The sequence below is a fragment of the Streptococcus australis genome (assembly GCF_019930045.1).
GTDB lineage: Bacteria > Bacillota > Bacilli > Lactobacillales > Streptococcaceae > Streptococcus > Streptococcus australis_D.
This window is the reverse complement of record NZ_JAHZQQ010000006.1, coordinates 22,056-41,481: the sequence shown is the minus strand read 5'-3', so window position 1 is coordinate 41,481 and position 19,426 is coordinate 22,056. Positions and strand designations below refer to the sequence as shown.

Below are 19,426 nucleotides of genomic sequence, written 5' to 3'. Positions count from 1 at the left end.
ACGGGGAATTTTTAATTAGTTTTTGAAGAACTGTTGAATTTCTTCCTCTGTGAGGCCGATCATGGGATCAATAGTCAAGTAATTGTCCTCTGTCAAATGATAGCCTTGTTGAGAAGGTTGGGAAGCAGGTGAGTCAGAGTGGTTTTCAATTGAGACAGGCTCCCTTTGGGGCTCAGCTTTTTTAGCAGACTCTTTCAGGTTTTCAGTGCTGGATGAAGAAGAGTCAGAGTTTTGAGGAAGCCCATCTGAAAAACGCTCAATCAGATAGGTTTTGCGAGCAGTTCCAGTATTCTTTGTCGCAAAGTCAAATGCGGTGTATTCTCCTAGGAGAATGAGCTTGCTTTTGGAACGGGTGATGGCCGTGTAGATCAGATTGCGTTGGAGCATGCGCCGACTCTGATTGGTCAGAGGAAGGATGACCACAGGAAATTCGCTTCCCTGTGATTTGTGGATACTCATGGCATAGGCCAGGCGAATCTTGTACCATTCATTGCGGGGGTAGACCAATTCATTGCCATCAAATTGGATGGTGAGTTCATCTTGCTTGGATTCGGTATACTTAGCTGGCAAAAGGTCGGTAATGTAACCAATATCTCCGTTAAAGACATTGCTTTCGGCATCATTGACCAGGTGGATGACCTTGTCACCATTTCGATACTGGCAGTCCAGTGATTGAAAGAATAGAGCATCTGTTTCTAATGGATTGAGAAGCTCTTGCATGAGACTGTTTATTTGATCAATACCTGCAGAACCTCGATACATCGGAGCGAGGACCTGGATGTCTCGAGCCGGAATGCCGTTGCGAAGGGCAGCGCTGGTGATTTTTTCAATCATGGGAGCGATGAGCTCACTCGGCGCTTCAAAGTAGGAACGATCAGGTTTTTTCTCTGTGAAATCAGGAGGCAGTTGGCCTTTGCGAATCTGACTGGCCAAAGTGACGATGGTCGAATCCTCACTTTGACGGAAGATGTGTTCCAGTTTGACTTGAGGGATGCTGGGAATCTGTAGGAGATCGGACAGGACTTGTCCAGGACTCACAGAAGGGAGTTGATCCGCATCACCAACGATTAAGAGTTTGGTATTGGAGGAGATGTTGCTGAGAAGCTGATTGGCCAGCCAAGTATCCACCATAGAGAATTCATCGACAATGATAAAATCCGCATCGAGATAATCGTCCAAGTGACTCGTGTCGTCGTCTCCCGTCATTCCTAAGTGACGATGAATGGTGGCGCTCGGAAGGCCCGTCAGTTCACTCATTCGACGGGCTGCTCGACCAGTTGGAGCAGCTAAGAGGATTGGTAATTGAGATTTCTTGCGAAGGTCCAATTGGTGCAGGCGGGCATAGGTCCCGATGATCCCATTGATAACAGTTGTTTTCCCCGTTCCTGGTCCACCTGTAAGGACAAAGACCTTTTGCTGGATGGCTTCTTGGATAGCCTTCCGTTGGATGGGGTCGTAGTGAATGTGGAGTTCATCTTCAATGTCATCAATCGTTTGTTCGATTTTTTCTGGGTCGAAAGATTCTTGCTTTCCTTTTTCTAGCAGGCGACCGATATGGCTTCGGATCCCTTCTTCCGCAAAGAAGAGGCTGTTGTTGAAAATCTTGGTGTCAATGTTTTGCACCTTGTCTTCTTCGATGAGACTGGCCAATTCTTGGGCGATGCTGGCTGGATCGAGCTCGACTGGACGAGAAGCTTCTAAGAGTTGGATGGTGGCCTGGAGCAATTCTTTGGCTTCGACGTAGGTGTCCCCTGTTTCTAAGGAGAGGGTTAAAAGACTATGGACCAGTCCAGCTCGAAAGCGTTCAGGTGCATCACTGGCTATCCCTAATTCTTCTGCTAATTGGTCAGCAATCTTAAAGCCCATTCCTTGAATATCTTCGACCAGTTGATACGGAGCCGATTCGACGATTTGCAAGGTTTCTTCCTTGTAGAAATCTTGGATTTGGAAGGCTAGTTTATTAGGGATGCCATAGTTAGCAAGTTGGGCGAGGACTCGTTCCGTACCATAGTTGAGCTGTAGTTTTTCGACAAAGGCCTCGCGATTCTTTTTAGAAAGTCCGGAGATAGAGGCTAGCTTTTCAGGTGCTTGCAGAATTTTATCAATGGTATCCTCACCATAGAGATCCACGATTTTTTGGGCCGTTTTGAGTCCGATCCCTTTAAAATGATCGCTAGAAAAGTATTTCACCAAGCCTTTGCTAGTGGGTTTGGCTCGTTCATAGCGATTCATTTGCAACTGTTGGCCATATTTCGGATGATGGACCAGCTCTCCCCAGAAGGTATAATCTTCCCCTTCGACGATATCTGCCATCGTTCCAGTAACGATAATTTCAAAGTCATCATAGTCCTCTGCATCTGTATCATTGATATCCAACAATAAGATACGGAAAAAACTACTTTGATTTTCAAAAATGACCCGCTCAATGGTTCCTGAGAAATAGTATTCCATGCAGAGTTTCCTTTTAAGTAAAAGTCTGAGAGAGCTTATCTCTCATGAAGATATTGAAAGAGATTGGAACAAGAGTCCCAACCTCATCATGGGTTAATACGTCTGGAATGGAAGGAGCGGCCAGAGGCGAAGGACAGCTTCCCCTTTGATTTGTTCCTTTTTGAAAGCCCCCACCTGGCGGCTATCTTTTGAAACGATTCGATCATCACCAAGGAGTAGATACTCATCATCCAAGAGCTTTTTCGTGAAGGTCGCACTTCCATCTTTATCAACGGTGAAAGCTTCGGCTATCTGTGCCATTTGGCGGAAGAGCTCTCCATTTTCTTCAAACCCTTTTCCAGTGTAGGTGGACTGTAATTTATCTTCTTTAAACTTCTTGATGTATTCCTTCAAGTAAGGTTCATCTGTCTTCTTTCCGTTGATATAGAGGGTATCGTTCTCGTATTGAATGGTGTCACCTGGAAGACCGATAACCCGCTTGACAATTTCTTTGGTCTTTCCATTCTCTGTTTCACTAGCAACTACGATATCAAAACGGTCGATAGGCAGTTTATTGATAACGAGAAGGTATTCACTGTCTGCCAAGGTCGGATCCATAGAATGGCCATCGACACGGACAGGCGTCCACAGATAAATACGAGAGAGAATAATGACTCCAATAATGAGGCCGAAGAGCGCCCATTCTTTCAGGAAAGAACGGACTGGATTAGTTGATTTTTTTGAATGTTTCATGCTTTATCTTTCTATCAATTTTTTTGCTTTTTCTGTATTTTTAAAATGAAGTTTGGCACTGTAGTCAAGGGCTTGAATGCCATAGGCCTGTAATAGTTGAGCAGCTACCTTATCTGAGGGCGTACCAGCTCCACTAGGAAGGGTATAGCCGAGTTCTTGACTCAAATCTTCCAGATTTTGGAGGAAGAGGTCACGGGCAATAATGGAACTCACAGCTACTGCCAAGTATTTTCCTTCGGCCTTCTCTTCTAGGGTGACGACTTGTGGGACCTGATTCGCTTCTGCTTGAACATAGCGATCATAGTTTTTCTTGGTCGTAAATGCATCGACTACAATCTTTTGAGCTTTTGCCCCTTGTTGCAAGAGCAAAAAAATGGCTTGATTGTGAAGAGCAACCTTGACAGATACCGCATTGTAGCCAGAGGCGATGACCTGATTGTATTTTTTAGGTGTCAGCAGTAAGGCCTGATGCGGGATTTCTTTTTTGAGGATCGTTGCGAGAGCTCGAATTTTTTGATCATCTAAGGTCTTAGAATCCCCAACTCCTAGACTTTTTAAGCGGGCATGTTGTTCCGGGCTGACCAGTGAAGCTACGACGGCAAGCCCTCCAAAGTAAGAGCCGTTTCCGACTTCATCCGTTCCGATTAAGGGAAAGTCTTGTCCTGGGCTTGCTTGGTCTATCGAATCTTGTTGGTAACCGAAGAAGGCAGCATAGCGCGTCGCCTGACTACCTTGTAGGACAACCTTTCCTGATGTGTAAATCGAAATGGTTGCACCAGGTGCCTTGAAAAAATAACGGATATATGGATTTTTTGAAGGTGCCAGGTGGTCTTGGTACTGACGAACAAATGCTTGGATGTCCTCGTTTTGAGGGGACAATGTAATTGTTTCCATAGCCCTTATTGTATCATAAAAGCTAGATGAAAGGCCAGAAAAAGACCAGCCGAATTTAGTCTGAAAGAACTTCTTTTAGGCTTGCTTCAATTGCTTGAGGATCAGTTTTTGAAGAGAAGCGGTGGATGACTTGGCCTTGGCGATTGATCAAGAATTTGGCGAAATTCCATTCAATGCGGGAGCCCAAGGGACCACTAGCTTGTTCTTTTAACCATTGGTAGAGGGGGCAGGCTTCTTTCCCATTGACTTTTATTTTTGCAAAGCGTGGGAAGCTGGTTTGGTAATGGAGGCTACAAAATTGATTAATCTCCTCCGCACTACCCGGTGCTTGGCCCATAAATTGATTGCATGGAAAGTCAAGGATTTCAAATCCTTGGTCATGGTAGCGCTCATAGAGCTCTTGCAATCCCTGGTATTGAGGCGTCAGACCGCAACCAGTTGCTGTATTGACGATGAGGAGTACTTGGCCTCGATATGCTTCAAGGGAGAAGGGGCTCCCATCTTGGGCCATTACGGTGAAATCATAGATAGTCATTTTACACGTCCTTTCCTACTTTCTCTATTGTATCACGCTTGAGTCGAAAAAAGTTAAACCGTGGCCCTAGTGTCCAGTATTTCCTATGGGAAGGGGATTTTCCTACTGACAAGCGGGCTAGATTTTGATATAATATCGTGAGGTGATTTTTTATGTCCAGCTTAAATAGATACAAATTTACTTTCGGTAATAAATCGCTGACTCTTACAACTAATCATGATAATCTCTTTATGGAAGAGGTTGAACGGGTCGCGAAAGAAAAATATGAAGCGATTAAAGAACAAATGCCAGCTGCTGATGATGAAACCCTGGCCATTTTACTAGCAATCAATAGTTTGTCAACACAATTGAGTCGTGAGATTGAGTTTGACGATAAGGAAAAAGAATTGGAAGATTTTCGTCGCAAGGCCCTAGATGGCCTGGTCGGTAGATCATCTAATTAAGGGGAGTTGCATGTTTTCAATCCTGATTTTATTCATCCTAGCTTGGAGTTTTTATATTGGGTATTCACGAGGGATTTTGCTTCAGGGATATTATTTTTTAACCATGATTGTGGCCATGTTGGTCGCAGGATCAGGCTATCAGTCCTTGGCAAAAACCATTAGTCTATGGATCCCATTTTCGAGTGCAACACAAGCTTCAAAAAGCTATTTTTATGGTGCAGATCAACTCTTTCACTTAGACAAAGTTTTTTACGCTGGTTTGGCTTATTTCATCTTGTTTGTTTTAGTCTATGCGATGGGTCGAGTGATTGGACTTTTTATTCCCTTAATTCCAACGCCTGAAAAATGGGAGGATTATCCGTTTCAGATTGCCAGTGGTGTGTTAGCTGTACTGGTGACCTACTTTGTTCTACAAATGGGATTCACGATTTTGTCAACCATCCCCATGGCGGCCATTCAAGATCGACTCCATGGAAGTTTCCTCATTCGATTTATGGTGCAGTATAGCCCCCTTACAGCAGGCCTCTTGAAACAACTTTGGGTTGTAAAAATCTTAGGTGCGTAATCACTTCTCATCATGTCTAACAGTTCATGAGAGATATTATAGAAAGGAAGGGGAGGCTCAGACCAAAATCAGCCTCCTTTTCTGTTGTGGAGAAACATGAATCAAAAAATTCTCGAAACCTTAGAGTTTCAAAAAGTCAAAAACTTAGTAGAGCCTTATTTGCAAACGGAGCAGGGCGAAGTGGAGTTGCAGGAATTAGCCCCACTTGCTAAAAAAGAAGCAATTGAAACCGCCTTTCTTGAAATGGCGGATATGGCTCAGATCTTTGTGGAGCATCCGCACTTTAGCGTGCCCACCATCCAAGAAATTCGTCCAGTGACCAAGCGTTTAGAACTAGAAACATCGCTCAATATCGATGAATTGTTAGCGGTGAAGAAAGTCCTGCGCGTGACCCACGAATTGCGAAATTTTTATGATGAATTAGAAAATGTCCGCTTGGAAAAACTGGATCGGATATTTGAAAATCTAGTCGACCTTCCACAGTTGCAGGGAAGTCTCCATGCCATTAATGAGGCAGGATTTATTGAAAACTTTGCCAGTGAAACCTTGGCAAAAATTCGTCGACGGATTCAAGAGAATGAACACCAAGTGCGAGACATTCTGCAAGAATTGTTGAAGACCAAGTCCGAAATGCTGGCTGATCAGGTCGTAGCGAGTCGGAATGGACGAAATGTCTTGCCAGTCAAAAACACCTATCGGAATCGGATTGCCGGTGTGGTGCACGATATTTCAGCCAGTGGAAATACCGTCTATATCGAACCTCGGGCGGTCGTCAATCTTAATGAAGAAATTGCCAACCATCGTGCAGATGAACGCTTCGAGATGCTCCGGATCTTGGAAGAAATTTCAAACCTCCTTCGTCCTCATGCGGGGGAAATCCGAAACAATGCTTGGCTGATCGGTCATATTGACCTCGTTCGGGCCAAACATCGCTTTTTACAGGACCGAAAAGGGACTATTCCAACCTTGTCAGATCAAGGGGAGATTCAGCTCTTGCAGGTTCGCCATCCCTTGATTGAGAAGGCTGTTCCCAATGATATCCACTTTGGCAAAGACCTCACAGAGATTGTGATTACCGGACCGAATACGGGTGGGAAGACCATCATGCTCAAGACCTTGGGACTAGCCCAATTAATGGCCCAGTCGGGCTTGCCAATCCTAGCAGATGCTGGGAGTAAGGTGGCTGTCTTCACACAAATCTTCTCTGATATCGGGGATGAGCAGTCGATCGAGCAAAGCCTGTCTACCTTCTCTAGTCACATGACCAATATTGTCTCTATTTTGGAGCAGGTCGATGAGGAATCCTTGGTCTTGCTGGATGAGTTGGGAGCTGGAACGGATCCTCAGGAAGGGGCTTCACTGGCGATCGCCATCCTAGAAGATCTCCGCTTACGAGGGATCAAGACCATGGCAACCACCCACTATCCAGAACTTAAGGCCTATGGGATTGAGACCCTGGGTGTTCAAAATGCCAGCATGGAATTTGATACGGACAGCCTGCGTCCGACCTATCGGTTTATGCAGGGGGTACCAGGACGTTCCAATGCCTTTGAAATCGCGCGTCGTCTAGGCTTGTCAGAAGTGATTGTTCGTCAAGCGCAGGGGTTGACCAATCAGGATCGGGATGTCAACCGCATCATTGAAAAGTTGGAAGCTCAGACCCTAGAAAGTCGCAAACGACTCGAGTCCATCCGAGATGTCGAACAGGAAAATCTAAAATTCAACCGCGTCCTCAAGAAATTGTACAATGAGTTGACCCGAGAGCGGGAAACAGAGCTCAACAAGGCGCGTAAAGAAGCGCAAGAAATTGTAGATCTTGCTCTAGCAGAAAGCGACCAGATTTTGCAAGGTCTCCATGCCAAATCGCAACTCAAGCCCCATGAAATTATTGAAGCCAAGTCTCAGTTGAAGAAATTGGCCCCAGAAACGGTCGACCTATCGAAAAACAAGGTCTTGAAACAGGCTAAGAAAGCCCGTACTCCAAAAGTCGGAGACGAGATCTTGGTCATCAGCTATGGACAAAGAGGAAGTCTTACCAAGCAGCTCAAGGATGGTCGCTGGGAAGCCCAAGTGGGTCTGATCAAGATGACCTTGGAAGAAAAAGAATTTAATCTGTTAAAAGCTGACAAAGATGCTTCACAACCGAAAAAACGCCAGGTCCACGTCGTCAAACGTTCCAATGCCAATGGACCTCGGGCTCGCTTGGACCTTCGTGGCAAACGGTATGAGGAAGCCATGGAAGAATTGGACAGCTTTATCGACCAAGCCCTTCTCAATAATATGGCCCAAGTCGATATCATCCACGGTATCGGAACTGGGGTCATCCGGGAAGGAGTTACCAAGTACCTTCGTCGCAATAAGCATGTCAAAAGCTTTGAATACGCTCCTCAAAATGCAGGAGGAAGCGGAGCGACAATTGTGACCTTTAAATAAGCAAAGAGTCAGTCGTGCCTTTTAATCAGGCACGCTTTTTGCTATAATACAGTCAGTTTAAACGGAAAGAAGGAAAGCATATGACCCCTAATCGTTCGTCGGATTCTTGCACCACCATACTCGTCGGAAAAGATGCCAGTTATGATGGTTCAACCATTGTAGCTCGCACGGAAGACTCTCAAAATGGAGTGTTTACCCCTAAGAAATTTATTGTTGTTCAACCTGAGGACCAGCCTCGTCATTATCGGTCGGTCCTATCCCCTTTTGAGATAGAACTGCCTGACAACCCTGTTCGTTACACAGCTGTTCCAGATGCTATTCCTAAGGATGGTATCTGGGGAGAAGCAGGGATTAATCGTTATAATGTGGCCATGAGTGAAACAGAGACCATTACGACCAATAGCCGGGTCTTGGGTGCGGATCCTCTGGTGGAAAGTGGCATTGGGGAGGAAGACATGCTGACCTTGGTTCTTCCTTATGTCCAGACTGCCCGAGAAGGAGTGCTTCGCTTGGGGAAAATCTTAGAGGAATACGGAACCTATGAGTCTAATGGAGTGGCTATCAGCGATGTCCATGAAATCTGGTGGTTGGAAACTATCGGAGGTCATCACTGGATGGCCCGCCGTGTGCCAGACGATGCCTATGTGACCAATCCCAATCAATTGGGAAGTGATCGCTTTGAGTTTGATCGCCCAGAAGAATTCTTGTGTGATCCAGATTTGAAAGATTTTGTGGAACGCCATCACCTGGCCTTGGATTTTGACGGTTCGTCCTTTAACCCTCGTTATGCTTTTGGGAGCCAACGAGACAAGGACCGCCATTACAACACGCCACGGGCTTGGGATATTCAACGATTCCTCAACCCAGAAGTGGAGCAAGATCCTCGTTCCTTCTTCCTTCCTTGGTGTCAAAAACCTTACCGCAAGATTACGATTGAAGATGTCAAATATGTCCTCAGCAGTCACTACCAGGATTCAGCCTATGATCCTTATGGTTCAGAAGGAGATAGTCATAGCCGTCGGACCTTCCGTACCATTGGCATTAACCGGACCAGCCAGACGGCCATTCTTCAATTGCGGCCAAATCGTCCTCATGAGACAACCGGGATTCAATGGATTTGCTATGGGTCTATGCCCTTCAATACGGCGGTTCCATTCTTTACCCAGGTCGATACGACACCGGATTATTTTGCCAATACGACAGAAAAAGTGACGACAGATTCCTTCTATTGGACCAATCGGATCATTGCTGGTCTGGCAGATGCCCACTATAGTCATCATGTTGGAGATTTAGAAGATTACCAAGAAAGCACTATGGCCCTTGGGCATGCCCGGATTGGACGAGTGGATCAAGCCTTGGCAGCAGGACAAACTGTTGACTTCGAAAGAGAAAATCAGGAAATGAGTGATCAGATTCAAGAAGCGACGGATCGCTTATTGGACAAGATCTTGTTGGATGCTAGCAACCTGATGACCAACCATTTCTCTTTGAGTGACTAGTTGAGTTAAGCTGTACTATTTTCATGATATTTTCTGAAAACATTGACCTTCTTTTCAAATTGTGCTAAAATAGAACAAATTGAACATCATACCGGATGAAGTTTTTCAGAAGTAGGGCCTTCCTATGACTGTGAAATGGACGGAACTCTGGAGAGACCGTAAAGGCACCGAAGGGGCAAGGTAGAGCATTCTACTCAAACTCTCAGGTAAAAGGACAGAGCAAAAGATAGAAGCCTTTTTGGTTTTTATTTGGAGCACCAGAGTACATGTTTTGACATGTGCTCTTTCTTTTTCTCTTTGGATGATTGCTTGGATGATGTGGAGGAAGTGGATGGCTATCCCTTTCTAAAGCTAGACAAATGATAAAAGGAGAAATAGATAAGGATGACAAATTGGTTGGCGTTTTTTAAACAAGTAGATAATGTGGTCTGGGGGGCTCCCCTTTTGATCCTCTTGGTGGGGACTGGGATTTATCTGAGCTTCCGCTTGGGCTTGCTTCAAGTTTTTCGTTTACCCCAAGCCTTTCGGCTCATTTTTACAGAAGATCAAGGAGAAGGGGATATCTCTAGCTTCGGAGCCTTGGCAACAGCCTTGGCGGCGACAGTTGGGACAGGAAATATTGTCGGAGTAGCGACAGCTATTCAGACAGGAGGTCCAGGTGCCCTCTTTTGGATGTGGATGGCGGCCTTCTTTGGGATGGCGACCAAGTATGCAGAAGGTTTGTTGGCCATTCGCTACCGGACCAAGGATGACAATGGTCATATTTCAGGAGGGCCCATGTACTATATTCTCCATGGGATGGGAGAGAAGTGGCGTCCCCTTGCCATCTTCTTTGCCCTGGCAGGTGTCTTGGTGGCTCTCTTTGGGATTGGAACCATGACCCAGGTGAATGCCATTACGGGCGCTTTGAAGACTAGTTTTCAACTTTCCCCACAAGTCGCTAGTCTGGTCATTGCAGGAATCGTTTCGGCTGTCATATTTGGGGGAATTCATTGGATTTCCAAGGTTTCCGAAAAGGTGGTTCCTTTTATGGCAGCAGCCTATATCTTCGCGACAGTTTACATTATTGTCTTGAATATGGACCAAGTGCCGACCGTTCTATCCCAAGTTTTCCAAGGTGCTTTTACAGGAACCGCGGCTATCGGTGGTTTTTCTGGAGCCTTGGTGAAAGAGGCTATTCAAAAAGGGGTGGCGCGTGGAGTGTTCTCCAATGAGTCAGGACTAGGATCGGCGCCGATTGCAGCAGCTGCAGCGAAGACGGAAGAGCCAGTGGAGCAAGGTTTGATTTCTATGACTGGGACCTTCATCGATACCATAATTATTTGTAGCCTAACTGGTCTAGCTATTTTAGTATCTGGCCAGTGGACAACAGTGGGGCAAGTTGGGAGTGATTTGACCCAACAGGTCTTTATCTCGACCTTTGGCCACATCGGTGGGATCATTCTGACTCTTTGTTTGGTCTTGTTTGCGACGACGACCATTTTGGGTTGGTCTTATTATGGTGAACGCTGTGTCGAATTTTTGACGGGTGTCAAACTCATTCCCTATTACCGTCTTCTGTTTATCCTGATGGTGGGGGTAGGAGGCTTTCTTCAGTTGGAGTTGGTCTGGATCATTGCCGACATTGTGAATGGTCTCATGGCCTTGCCGAATCTCATAGCCTTGTTAGCCTTATCGCCTATTGTTCTAAAGGAAAGCAAACGATATTTTAAGAAAAAGAAATAGACCAGATCGTGTGATCTGGTCTTTCTGTCTTAATAGCGTTTTTCTTTAGGCCAATCTTTCATTTCAGAAATGGCTGTAAAGAGGACGTCTGTTGATGAGTTGAGGGCTGTTTCACAAGAATCTTGGATGACGCCAATAATGAAGCCTACACTAACCACTTGCATAGCGATATCATTGTCGATACCAAAGAGGCTGCAAGCGACAGGTATCAAGAGGAGGGAACCACCGGCTACTCCAGAAGCCCCACAGGCTGAAACAGCTGCAACGATACTGAGGACCAGGGCAGTCCCAAAATCGACTTGAATGCCTAAGGTGTTGACAGCAGCTAGGGTCAAAGTATTAATGGTAACGGCAGCTCCGGCCATATTAATAGTAGATCCCAGAGGGATAGAGACCGAGTAAGTATCAGGGTTGAGACCTAGTTCCTTACAGAGCTTCATATTGACAGGGATGTTAGCAGCAGAGCTTCTAGTAAAGAAGGCAGTCAGTCCACTGACTCGTAGACATTTGAAGACGAGCGGATAAGGATTTTTGCGAATCATGATGTAGACAAAAATCGGGTTGATGACTAGAGCGACGAAGAACATGGTGCCAACCAAGAGGAGTAAGAGGAGGCCATAGCTCTTGAGCCCATCAAAACCTTGTCCTGCAATCGTTGTATAGACCAAGCCAAGAATTCCAAATGGCGCAAGGTTAATGATCCATTCGACAATTTTGGAAGTGATATCTGCCAGGGTTTGAAGGAGGTCCTTGCTATGCTCGCTGGCTTCTCTCATAGCAACACCAAAGACGACGGCCCAGGATAAGATTCCGATATAATTGGCTTGAATAAGGGCGTTGAGAGGGTTGTCCACGATTTTTAAGAGAAGGTTGCTGATGACTTCCCCTAGTCCATCGGGAGAAGTTCCCTCAGCACTGGTTCCCGTTAAAGAGATGGTAATAGGAAAGAGATAGTTCACCAGGACCGCTACCAAGGCTGCCGCAAAAGTTCCCAAGAGGTAGAGGGTAATGACTGATTTCATATTGGTTTGGGTTCCCTTTTGGTGCTGGGAGAGGGCGTTAGCGACTAGAGCAAAGACTAGAAGAGGAGCAATTGCTCGCAAGCCCCCTACAAAGATTTCCCCTAATAGACCAATTGCAGATGCTTTAGGAAGTAGCAGAGCTAAAAGGGCTCCAACGAAGATTCCGATTGCAATCCGCTTCATCAGGTTGGTTTTGTTCCAAGTTTGAATGAGTCGTTTAACCATAAGGACCTCCTTTATTGAAAGTTTACCGTCCATTATACGATAGTTAAATCTTAAAATCAAGGTGAGTATAGGAGGAGGTTACTGGTTCTAAAGGTTAAAATCTGATATAATCAAACCAGGAAAAAGAGAGAAGGAGAGTGATAGAAGGTATGAAAAACATTTTTTCTCGCTATATCAGTCAGTTTGATTGGACCAAGATGATGGATGAATTGGTTTCGAAATTGATTTCCTTAGCTATCTTATTCGTCTTATTTTTACTTGCAAAAAAACTAATCCATAGTTTGGTGAAACGCATCTTGAAGCCTTCTCTGAATTATGTAGGGCAAGACGAAGCGCGTAGGAATACTATTTTAAGGCTGGTAGAGAGTCTGTTGAATTACTGTCTCTATTTTATCCTGATTTACTGGATTCTTTCTATCTTGGGCTTACCAGTCTCCAGTCTCTTAGCAGGTGCAGGAATTGCCGGAGTTGCCATTGGGTTAGGCGCACAGGGGTTCTTATCGGACTTGGTCAACGGGTTCTTTATCCTTCTGGAACGTCAGTTAGATGTTGGAGATACCGTTCGTTTGACCAATGGTCCGATTACCATCGCTGGAACCGTCTCTAGTGTGGGCATTCGGACGACCCAGGTGCGAGATGCAGATGGGACCTTGCATTATGTACCCAATCGCAATATTATGGTTGTCAGCAATCTTTCTCGGGGTAACCAGCGCGTCCTCATCGATATGCCGATTTCTGCTCAAACTGACCTAGACAAGATCTATCAAATCTTCCAGCAAGTCAACGATGAACAAGCCCAGAAACATCCAGAAATCTTAGATGGTCCAACGATTCTAGGCCCTCAAATCGAAAAGGGGACGGGTCGCTATTCCTTCCGCGTCGCCATGATGGTCCAGTCGGGAAGCCAAGTGGCCATTTACCATCTTTATTACAAACTCTATCATGATGCACTCTTACAAAATGGGATTGAGATTCCGACCACTTTCTCTGTCACACCATAACAAAAAAAGACCTATTGGTCTTTTTTCTTATTCTAAAATAAGCATGCCATCTTTGACAGCGAAAGGATCTTTCGGATTGATCCGATCGTAGAACATAACGCCATTGATGTGGTCAATTTCGTGTTGGACTACCATGGAGTTGTAGCCTTTGAGTTTGATACGGTGCTTTTCTCCGGTCTTGTCATAGTAGTCTACCGTTACGCGCGCGTGGCGAACCACATAACCAGGAACATTACGGTCTACAGAGAGACAACCTTCGCCATCTCCTAGAGCCGCATCTTGGACTGAGTGGGAGACAATTTTAGGATTGTACATGACTTCTTGGATGGAGTAGGCTTCTTTTGGAGGATTTCCTTCTTCGTCCTCTGGATTTGGGACGAGAACGGCAATGATGCGCTTAGAAATGTCCAACTGAGGGGCGGCGAGTCCAACTCCACCTCGGAGACCCAATTTTTCTGCCATGACAGGATCCTGTGAATGGTGCAAGAACTGCATCATTTTTTCCCCTAGGATGATGTCTTGATCTGACAGTGGGAAAGTGACCTCTTCAGCGATAGCACGTAAAGTTGGGTGGCCTTCGCGAATAATATCATTCATATCAATTAGATGGGCAGCTTTTGTAATGGTTTCGATTGCAGACATGTTCTCATTCACTCCTTTTTTCTAGAAACCATCATATCATAATTCCTTCTAGAATGAAAGTTTCCCAATTGCTTGATGGGTTAACAAACTAGACGGACTGTAAAGTAGAAAAGGAAAGAATCCTAGTCCGGTTCATGGTATAATGATAAGAAGAATGAAGGAGACAAGCATGCGTCTAGATAAATATTTAGTGGACTGTGGAGTGGGAAGCCGGACAGAGGTCAAGCAAGTCCTCAAGCAAAAAAAGATTCAGGTCAATGGAAAGGTGGAAACCTCTGCCAAGGTTCATATTGATCCAGATAAGGATCAAGTGACCTATCTGGGAGAAAGTTTATTCCATGAAGAGTTTGTTTACTATCTGCTCAATAAACCCAAAGGGGTCATTTCAGCAACGGAAGACGAGCACCATCAAACAGTCTTGGATTTGCTAGATGACACGGCCAGACACAAGGAAGTCTTTCCTGTTGGACGGCTAGATATCGATACCCATGGCTTACTCCTCTTGACCAATAATGGTAAGTTGGCTCATGCCATGCTCTCGCCTAAGAAGCATGTGGACAAGGTCTACCGTGCTCAAGTAGCTGGAATCATGACCCAGGAAGATATCGACCGCTTCAAAGAAGGAATAGAATTGAAGGATTTCACCACCCTGCCAGCGGAGTTGGAAATATTGGAGGTCGATCAAGAAGCTAATAGTTGCTTGGTTCAGATCCGCATCGCTGAAGGAAAATTCCATCAGGTCAAGCGCATGGTCGCAGCTTGTGGCAAAGAAGTCACCGATCTCGAGCGGATTTCCATGGGGCCATTGAGCTTGGATCCTAGTCTCGAATTGGGGGAGTGGCGTAGATTGACAGCAGAAGAAATAAAGCTCTTAACTGACTTTCGGGTCAACCTATAATGAGAAGTCATTGTAGTCTTGGGTTTGAAGAACTCTGTTGGAAAAAGCAGAAGTGTTTGACAGAAAGATGAAATCTTGGTAGAATGAATAGGTCGAATAGACAACTAACTCTTTCTTGGTAGCAGGCTATGCCAAACCTGCCACTCGGATAGAGCATAAAGAAAAGGAGCTTATCATGGCAATCTCAAAAGAGAAAAAAAATGAAATCATTGCACAATACGCACGTCACGAAGGTGACACTGGTTCAGTAGAAGTACAAGTTGCTGTCCTTACTTGGGAAATCAACCACTTGAACGACCACATCAAACAACACAAAAAAGACCACGCTACTTACCGTGGTTTGATGAAGAAAATCGGTCGCCGTCGTAACTTGTTGGCTTACCTTCGTAAGAACGACGTGAACCGTTACCGTGAGTTGATCAACTCTCTTGGACTTCGTCGTTAATCATGATGCTAAGGGCGCCAAAAATCCGTATGAAAATAGGGAAACGACACAGTGTTCGATGAACACAAGGAGTTTCATCTTTTTCACTAGGATTTTAGCCCGAGCTCAAAACAGCTCTCTAAATTCAGAGGGCTGTTTTTTTTGCCAAGTGCTTAGGCCGTGTTCAATTGAATACAAAAAAGTTAAGTTACTCTATTGTAGAGTAGCTTTTCTTTTTCACTAGAATTATAGTATAATCTCCGGCTGCGGTTCCTAGCATCGTAAGGTAAAATAGACCAGATCTATCTCCCTTCGGGGAGATTTTTTGTTTTCAGAAGAAATCTAGTACAATCTTCGGTTTGTCGCTTTATCTAGAAACGTTTTATCCAGCAAGAATGGAGCCCTCTGAACTCAGAGGGCTTTTTTGTTATCTTTTTTCGGACAAGATTCATTATTCTGAGTAAGTCGTTTTGTTTGACAGATGTAATTAACAGAGTTACAATAGACACATCTTAAGAAATAGAGGTTATCGATATGATTGATATTACATATCTAGATGGTGCAAAACAAGAAAGAGTCATACATTTTGATTCCTATGAAGAATTTGAACGCTCCCAACAGACCTGCTTGATCGGTGTAGCGGATTACTATCCCGTACAAAAATTGACCTATAATGGGCACGAACTCAATTACCATGGAACTTACGGAGATGTCTTCTTCTATTTGATGAAGCAAGACCTCGATCAATACAAAAACTAAAGGAGAAAAACAATGGCAAAAGCAATTACAGATGCAACATTTGAAGCAGAAACGAAAGAAGGATTGGTCTTGGTAGACTTCTGGGCAACCTGGTGTGGTCCATGTCGTATGCAAGGACCAATCTTGGATAAATTGTCTGAAGAACTTTCAGAAGATGTCTTGAAAATCGTTAAAATGGACGTTGATAAAAATCCAAATACAGCGCGTGCTTTCGGCATTATGTCTATCCCTACTCTTCTTTTCAAAAAAGATGGACAAGTGGTTAAACAAGTTGCTGGTGTTCACACTGCAGAACAAATCAAGGCCATTGTGGCTGAGTTGAGTTAAAAGCATAAGCACTCCCATTAATAAAATGGGAGTGCTTTTTTATATGAGATAAATTGCAAGAATAAGTGCAATAGTTAGTATTGAAAAGATTGAATGGCCTCTTTCAACTCATCTTGTAAAAAGTCTCTCTGATCAAGTTGAATATAGACTTCTAACAGACAGGATCTAAGGTTGGAAAATTTATAAAAATCTCCCCTCTCCTCTATTGGAAAGTCAAGCGTTTTTATCCAAGAAGCTACTTGTTCTTGCTCGATTTTCCCTTGCAAAATAGGTTCATAGAGCACTCTAGCTAAACGCCAATCCTCATCATCGGTAAAACGAATTGAAATTCTTTTAAAGATTTGTACAAGTATGTTCAATCCTTCGTGAACTTTGTTATTAGGAAGGTCTGGATGACAAACTACTTCTGTTAAAAGATCAGCTCCATGCGCAAAAGCGTGAACCCAACCATACTGGCTGGAAAAACCTGTTGTATCCTTTTCTTTTAAAAGATAGTGTAAGCCTTGATCCAGTAAAATATATCTTATATCAGCTTTTAATCTTTGATAAAAAATCGATTGTTGGTTGGCATCTGCAGACAAGAGATTGGCATAAATCAGTGCTCTAAAAGAACGATCAAGTGTCGATAGTCCAATCTTGTCAATCTCTTTTTCTACTCCTTCATCGGATATAATCGTCTCAGCAATGAAATGAAATTGTTCTTGTGTAAAGAGTTCTTCTTGAATTCCTCTAGCCAAGCTTGTAAAAGCAAGATCATCGCGAATTTCTGGTGAAGGGTCTCCTAAATGTTCCAGCAACCACTGGATTTCTTCTCGACGATAGCTTGGTTTTTCTTCTGTCACTTTACTTTGTAATTCTTGATACATCCTTAGCACCTCTGCATTTTTACTAGCTTATTTTAGAGTTAGCTGTAGAGGAGTTTATTCTCCCAATTCTGCACTGTAAGCAATGATTTGATCCACAGTGTCTGAAAGGAATTGGATGGTATCGCGGAGTGGTTTGTCAGTGGAGATATCTGCTCCGATGATCATGGCTGACTCAAGTGGGGTCTTGCTGCCACCTGATTTGAGGAGGTCTAGCCAATCTTTAGCTCCGTTTTCGGAGTTCTTCAAATGTAGGTAACCGGCTGTTGAGATAACTAGGCCAGCTGAGTAGGTGTAGCTGTAAAGTCCCATGTAGTAGTGGCTTTGGCGCATCCAGGTCAAGGCTGCATCGTCATCGATTTCAACAGCGTCTCCCCAGAATTCGGTCAAGACTTCCTTCATGATGCTGTTGAGCTTGCTAGCGCCGAAGGTACCACCTTCTTCAATCAGGGTGTAGACCTTGCGTTGGAAAGCCGCTTCCAACAAGTGGGTGATGAAGTTGTGGAAGTAGGTATCTGTCAAGCGGTGAGCTAGGGCAAAGCGTTTTTGACGAGGATCGTCAAACTGGTGTTCCAAGTAGTCGCTGAGGAGGAGCTCGTTAAAGGTAGAAGGAGCTTCCACATAGTAGGTCGACATGTGGGCGTTGAAGTAGCTTTGGTTGTTATCTGAGAAGATGAATTGACCAGAGTGTCCAATCTCGTGGATCAGGGTATAAACATCGCTCATTCGTCCTGTCCAACTCATCAGGACATAAGGATGGACGCGATAAGGGTCAGCTGCATATCCACCTGAATCCTTGCCTTCATTAGCAGCAAAGTCGACCCAACGTTCGGTTTGGTAGCGGGCAATTTCGCGAGAATATTCTTCGCCAAGAGGTGCCACAGATTTCATAACCAAGTCATAAGCGTCATCAAAGGTGACATCTGGGTTAAGTGCACTGTCCAAGTCCAACTTCCAATCAGCAAAGGTCATTTTTTCAAGGCCGTTGACCTTGGCCACGTGTTTGAGGAATTTTTGAGCGACTGGAGCGAATTCCTTCATGATCAGGTCAATCTGACGGTCAAACATGGCACGATCCACTTCCTGCTCAGCCAAGAGATAGTCAAAGACGGAGTCGTAGCCTCGCATGTCTGCGATTAGTTTTTCAGATTTGACTTGGGCTAGATAGGTGGCAGCAGCTGTGTTTTGGTGATTGCGGAGACCTTCTGAGAAGGAACGAAAGGCTTTTTCACGGACTTCTGCATTCTCATGGTTTTGATAGAAGTTTTCATAGGTGACAAAGCTATTCTTGTAAACTTTTCCATCTACTTCAAAATCAGCCATTTCAAAGTCGCCCGCCCGCATCTTGGTATAGATGTCTTGCGGTCCGTAGAAGACTTCACCAAGGTTAGTCAGAGTTTTTTCCACGTCAGCTCCCAAGTAGTGAGCTTTTTTGATTTTAGCCTGACGAATGGCAAAAGTGAGGTGAGGGAGTTGTCCGAGACGTTCAAGGACCTCCTCATCCGCTTCGACTAAGGCATCATCAAAGAAAGAGAGTTCGACGCTGGCCCAAGTTTCGAAATCCATCCCTGCTTGGGCAATTTCTGCAAAAGCTTCATCCCCAAAGTCCGTCGTTTGGGGCATAAAGCTGTAGTTACCAATGTGGCTGAGTTGGATCTGAATTTGTTCAAAGATGGCAAAGGCAGCTTCAAAGTCTTCAAAAGTGTGGAGCCTACCCTTGTAGTTACGGACGAATTCATTAATTTCCTCGCGAGTCTTTTCGATGGCACGCAAGAAGTCTTCCTGGTCTTGGTAGAGGGCTGTGAGGTCCCAGAGTTCCTTCTCAGGAAATTCAGAGCGTTTTTTTAATTCCATAGTGTTCTCCTTTTGATCAAATAACTATACTCAGTATAGCAGAAAAGAGGACAGAATGATAGGCGAATGGGGGATCTTATCAAAGTCTGCTTTATCCAATGAGAAAACAAGGATTTTCTAGCATTTTTACTTTC

18 protein-coding genes and 1 riboswitch are annotated in these 19,426 nt (G+C 44.6%); of the genes, 10 read left to right on the top strand and 8 right to left on the bottom strand.

Annotated features, from left to right (window positions below):
• Positions 1–15: 15 nt before the first annotated feature.
• From recD2 to K1J10_RS02345, 4 genes are all read right to left on the bottom strand, one after another.
• Positions 16–2,451, bottom strand: a complete 2,436-nt coding sequence (gene recD2 / locus K1J10_RS02360; protein ID WP_223355748.1) for an SF1B family DNA helicase RecD2 — start codon at positions 2,449–2,451, stop codon at positions 16–18.
• Positions 2,452–2,544: 93 nt separating this feature from the next.
• The gene (gene lepB, locus K1J10_RS02355; protein WP_223355747.1) at positions 2,545–3,183 is read right to left on the bottom strand and encodes a signal peptidase I; all 639 of its coding nucleotides are present in this window, start codon (positions 3,181–3,183) and stop codon (positions 2,545–2,547) included.
• 3 nt (positions 3,184–3,186) lie between these two features.
• The gene (rnhC, locus tag K1J10_RS02350) at positions 3,187–4,077 is read right to left on the bottom strand and encodes a ribonuclease HIII (RefSeq protein WP_223355746.1); all 891 of its coding nucleotides are present in this window, start codon (positions 4,075–4,077) and stop codon (positions 3,187–3,189) included.
• Between the two features lie 55 nt (positions 4,078–4,132).
• Positions 4,133–4,612, bottom strand: coding sequence for a glutathione peroxidase (locus K1J10_RS02345; RefSeq protein ID WP_223355745.1), 480 nt, complete (start codon positions 4,610–4,612; stop codon positions 4,133–4,135).
• Positions 4,613–4,764: 152 nt separating this feature from the next.
• Here K1J10_RS02345 and zapA point away from each other — a divergent pair, with 152 nt between their 5' ends.
• The 5 genes from zapA to K1J10_RS02320 all read left to right on the top strand — a co-directional run bounded on the left by zapA (position 4,765) and on the right by K1J10_RS02320 (position 11,277).
• Entirely contained in the window at positions 4,765–5,055 is a 291-nt protein-coding gene (gene zapA / locus K1J10_RS02340; protein ID WP_023024429.1) for a cell division protein ZapA, read from the top strand.
• A 10-nt stretch (positions 5,056–5,065) separates the two neighbouring features.
• Positions 5,066–5,620: a CvpA family protein gene (locus tag K1J10_RS02335; RefSeq protein ID WP_223355744.1), complete on the top strand. Its 555-nt coding sequence runs from the start codon at positions 5,066–5,068 to the stop codon at positions 5,618–5,620.
• 96 nt (positions 5,621–5,716) lie between these two features.
• On the top strand, positions 5,717–8,053 hold the full coding sequence (locus K1J10_RS02330) for an endonuclease MutS2 (protein ID WP_223355743.1): 2,337 nt from the start codon (positions 5,717–5,719) through the stop codon (positions 8,051–8,053).
• Positions 8,054–8,133: 80 nt separating this feature from the next.
• Complete coding sequence (locus K1J10_RS02325) at positions 8,134–9,552, top strand: C69 family dipeptidase (protein ID WP_223355742.1); 1,419 nt, start codon at positions 8,134–8,136, stop codon at positions 9,550–9,552.
• A gap of 137 nt (positions 9,553–9,689) precedes the next feature.
• A riboswitch (glycine riboswitch) is annotated at positions 9,690–9,780 on the top strand.
• Positions 9,781–9,936: 156 nt separating this feature from the next.
• A complete protein-coding gene (locus tag K1J10_RS02320; protein ID WP_223355741.1) occupies positions 9,937–11,277 on the top strand; it encodes an alanine/glycine:cation symporter family protein in 1,341 nt (446 codons plus the stop codon).
• Positions 11,278–11,306: 29 nt separating this feature from the next.
• Here K1J10_RS02320 and sstT read toward each other — a convergent pair whose 3' ends face one another.
• On the bottom strand, positions 11,307–12,524 hold the full coding sequence (gene sstT, locus K1J10_RS02315; protein ID WP_223355740.1) for a serine/threonine transporter SstT: 1,218 nt from the start codon (positions 12,522–12,524) through the stop codon (positions 11,307–11,309).
• A 149-nt stretch (positions 12,525–12,673) separates the two neighbouring features.
• Between sstT and K1J10_RS02310 the strand changes: the two genes are divergently transcribed.
• Complete coding sequence (locus K1J10_RS02310; RefSeq protein WP_223355739.1) at positions 12,674–13,525, top strand: mechanosensitive ion channel family protein; 852 nt, start codon at positions 12,674–12,676, stop codon at positions 13,523–13,525.
• Positions 13,526–13,552: 27 nt separating this feature from the next.
• On the opposite strand, the gene def is transcribed toward K1J10_RS02310, so the two are convergent.
• Positions 13,553–14,167, bottom strand: a complete 615-nt coding sequence (gene def, locus K1J10_RS02305) for a peptide deformylase (protein ID WP_223355738.1) — start codon at positions 14,165–14,167, stop codon at positions 13,553–13,555.
• A gap of 169 nt (positions 14,168–14,336) precedes the next feature.
• Here def and K1J10_RS02300 point away from each other — a divergent pair, with 169 nt between their 5' ends.
• The 4 genes from K1J10_RS02300 to trxA all read left to right on the top strand — a co-directional run bounded on the left by K1J10_RS02300 (position 14,337) and on the right by trxA (position 16,575).
• The gene (locus K1J10_RS02300; RefSeq protein ID WP_223355737.1) at positions 14,337–15,065 is read left to right on the top strand and encodes a pseudouridine synthase; all 729 of its coding nucleotides are present in this window, start codon (positions 14,337–14,339) and stop codon (positions 15,063–15,065) included.
• 175 nt (positions 15,066–15,240) lie between these two features.
• Positions 15,241–15,510 carry a 30S ribosomal protein S15 gene (gene rpsO / locus K1J10_RS02295; protein WP_004193424.1) on the top strand — a complete coding sequence of 90 codons (270 nt, stop codon included), beginning with the start codon at positions 15,241–15,243 and terminating at the stop codon, positions 15,508–15,510.
• A gap of 513 nt (positions 15,511–16,023) precedes the next feature.
• Positions 16,024–16,248 (top strand): DUF4649 family protein, encoded by a 225-nt coding sequence (locus K1J10_RS02290; protein WP_223355736.1) that lies wholly within the window; start codon positions 16,024–16,026, stop codon positions 16,246–16,248.
• 12 nt (positions 16,249–16,260) lie between these two features.
• A complete protein-coding gene (gene trxA, locus K1J10_RS02285; protein ID WP_223355735.1) occupies positions 16,261–16,575 on the top strand; it encodes a thioredoxin in 315 nt (104 codons plus the stop codon).
• A 74-nt stretch (positions 16,576–16,649) separates the two neighbouring features.
• Here trxA and K1J10_RS02280 read toward each other — a convergent pair whose 3' ends face one another.
• Positions 16,650–17,441, bottom strand: coding sequence for a DUF2785 domain-containing protein (locus tag K1J10_RS02280; RefSeq protein WP_223355734.1), 792 nt, complete (start codon positions 17,439–17,441; stop codon positions 16,650–16,652).
• Between the two features lie 54 nt (positions 17,442–17,495).
• Positions 17,496–19,292 carry an oligoendopeptidase F gene (pepF, locus tag K1J10_RS02275; protein ID WP_223355733.1) on the bottom strand — a complete coding sequence of 599 codons (1,797 nt, stop codon included), beginning with the start codon at positions 19,290–19,292 and terminating at the stop codon, positions 17,496–17,498.
• Between the last annotated feature and the right edge of the window lie 134 nt (positions 19,293–19,426).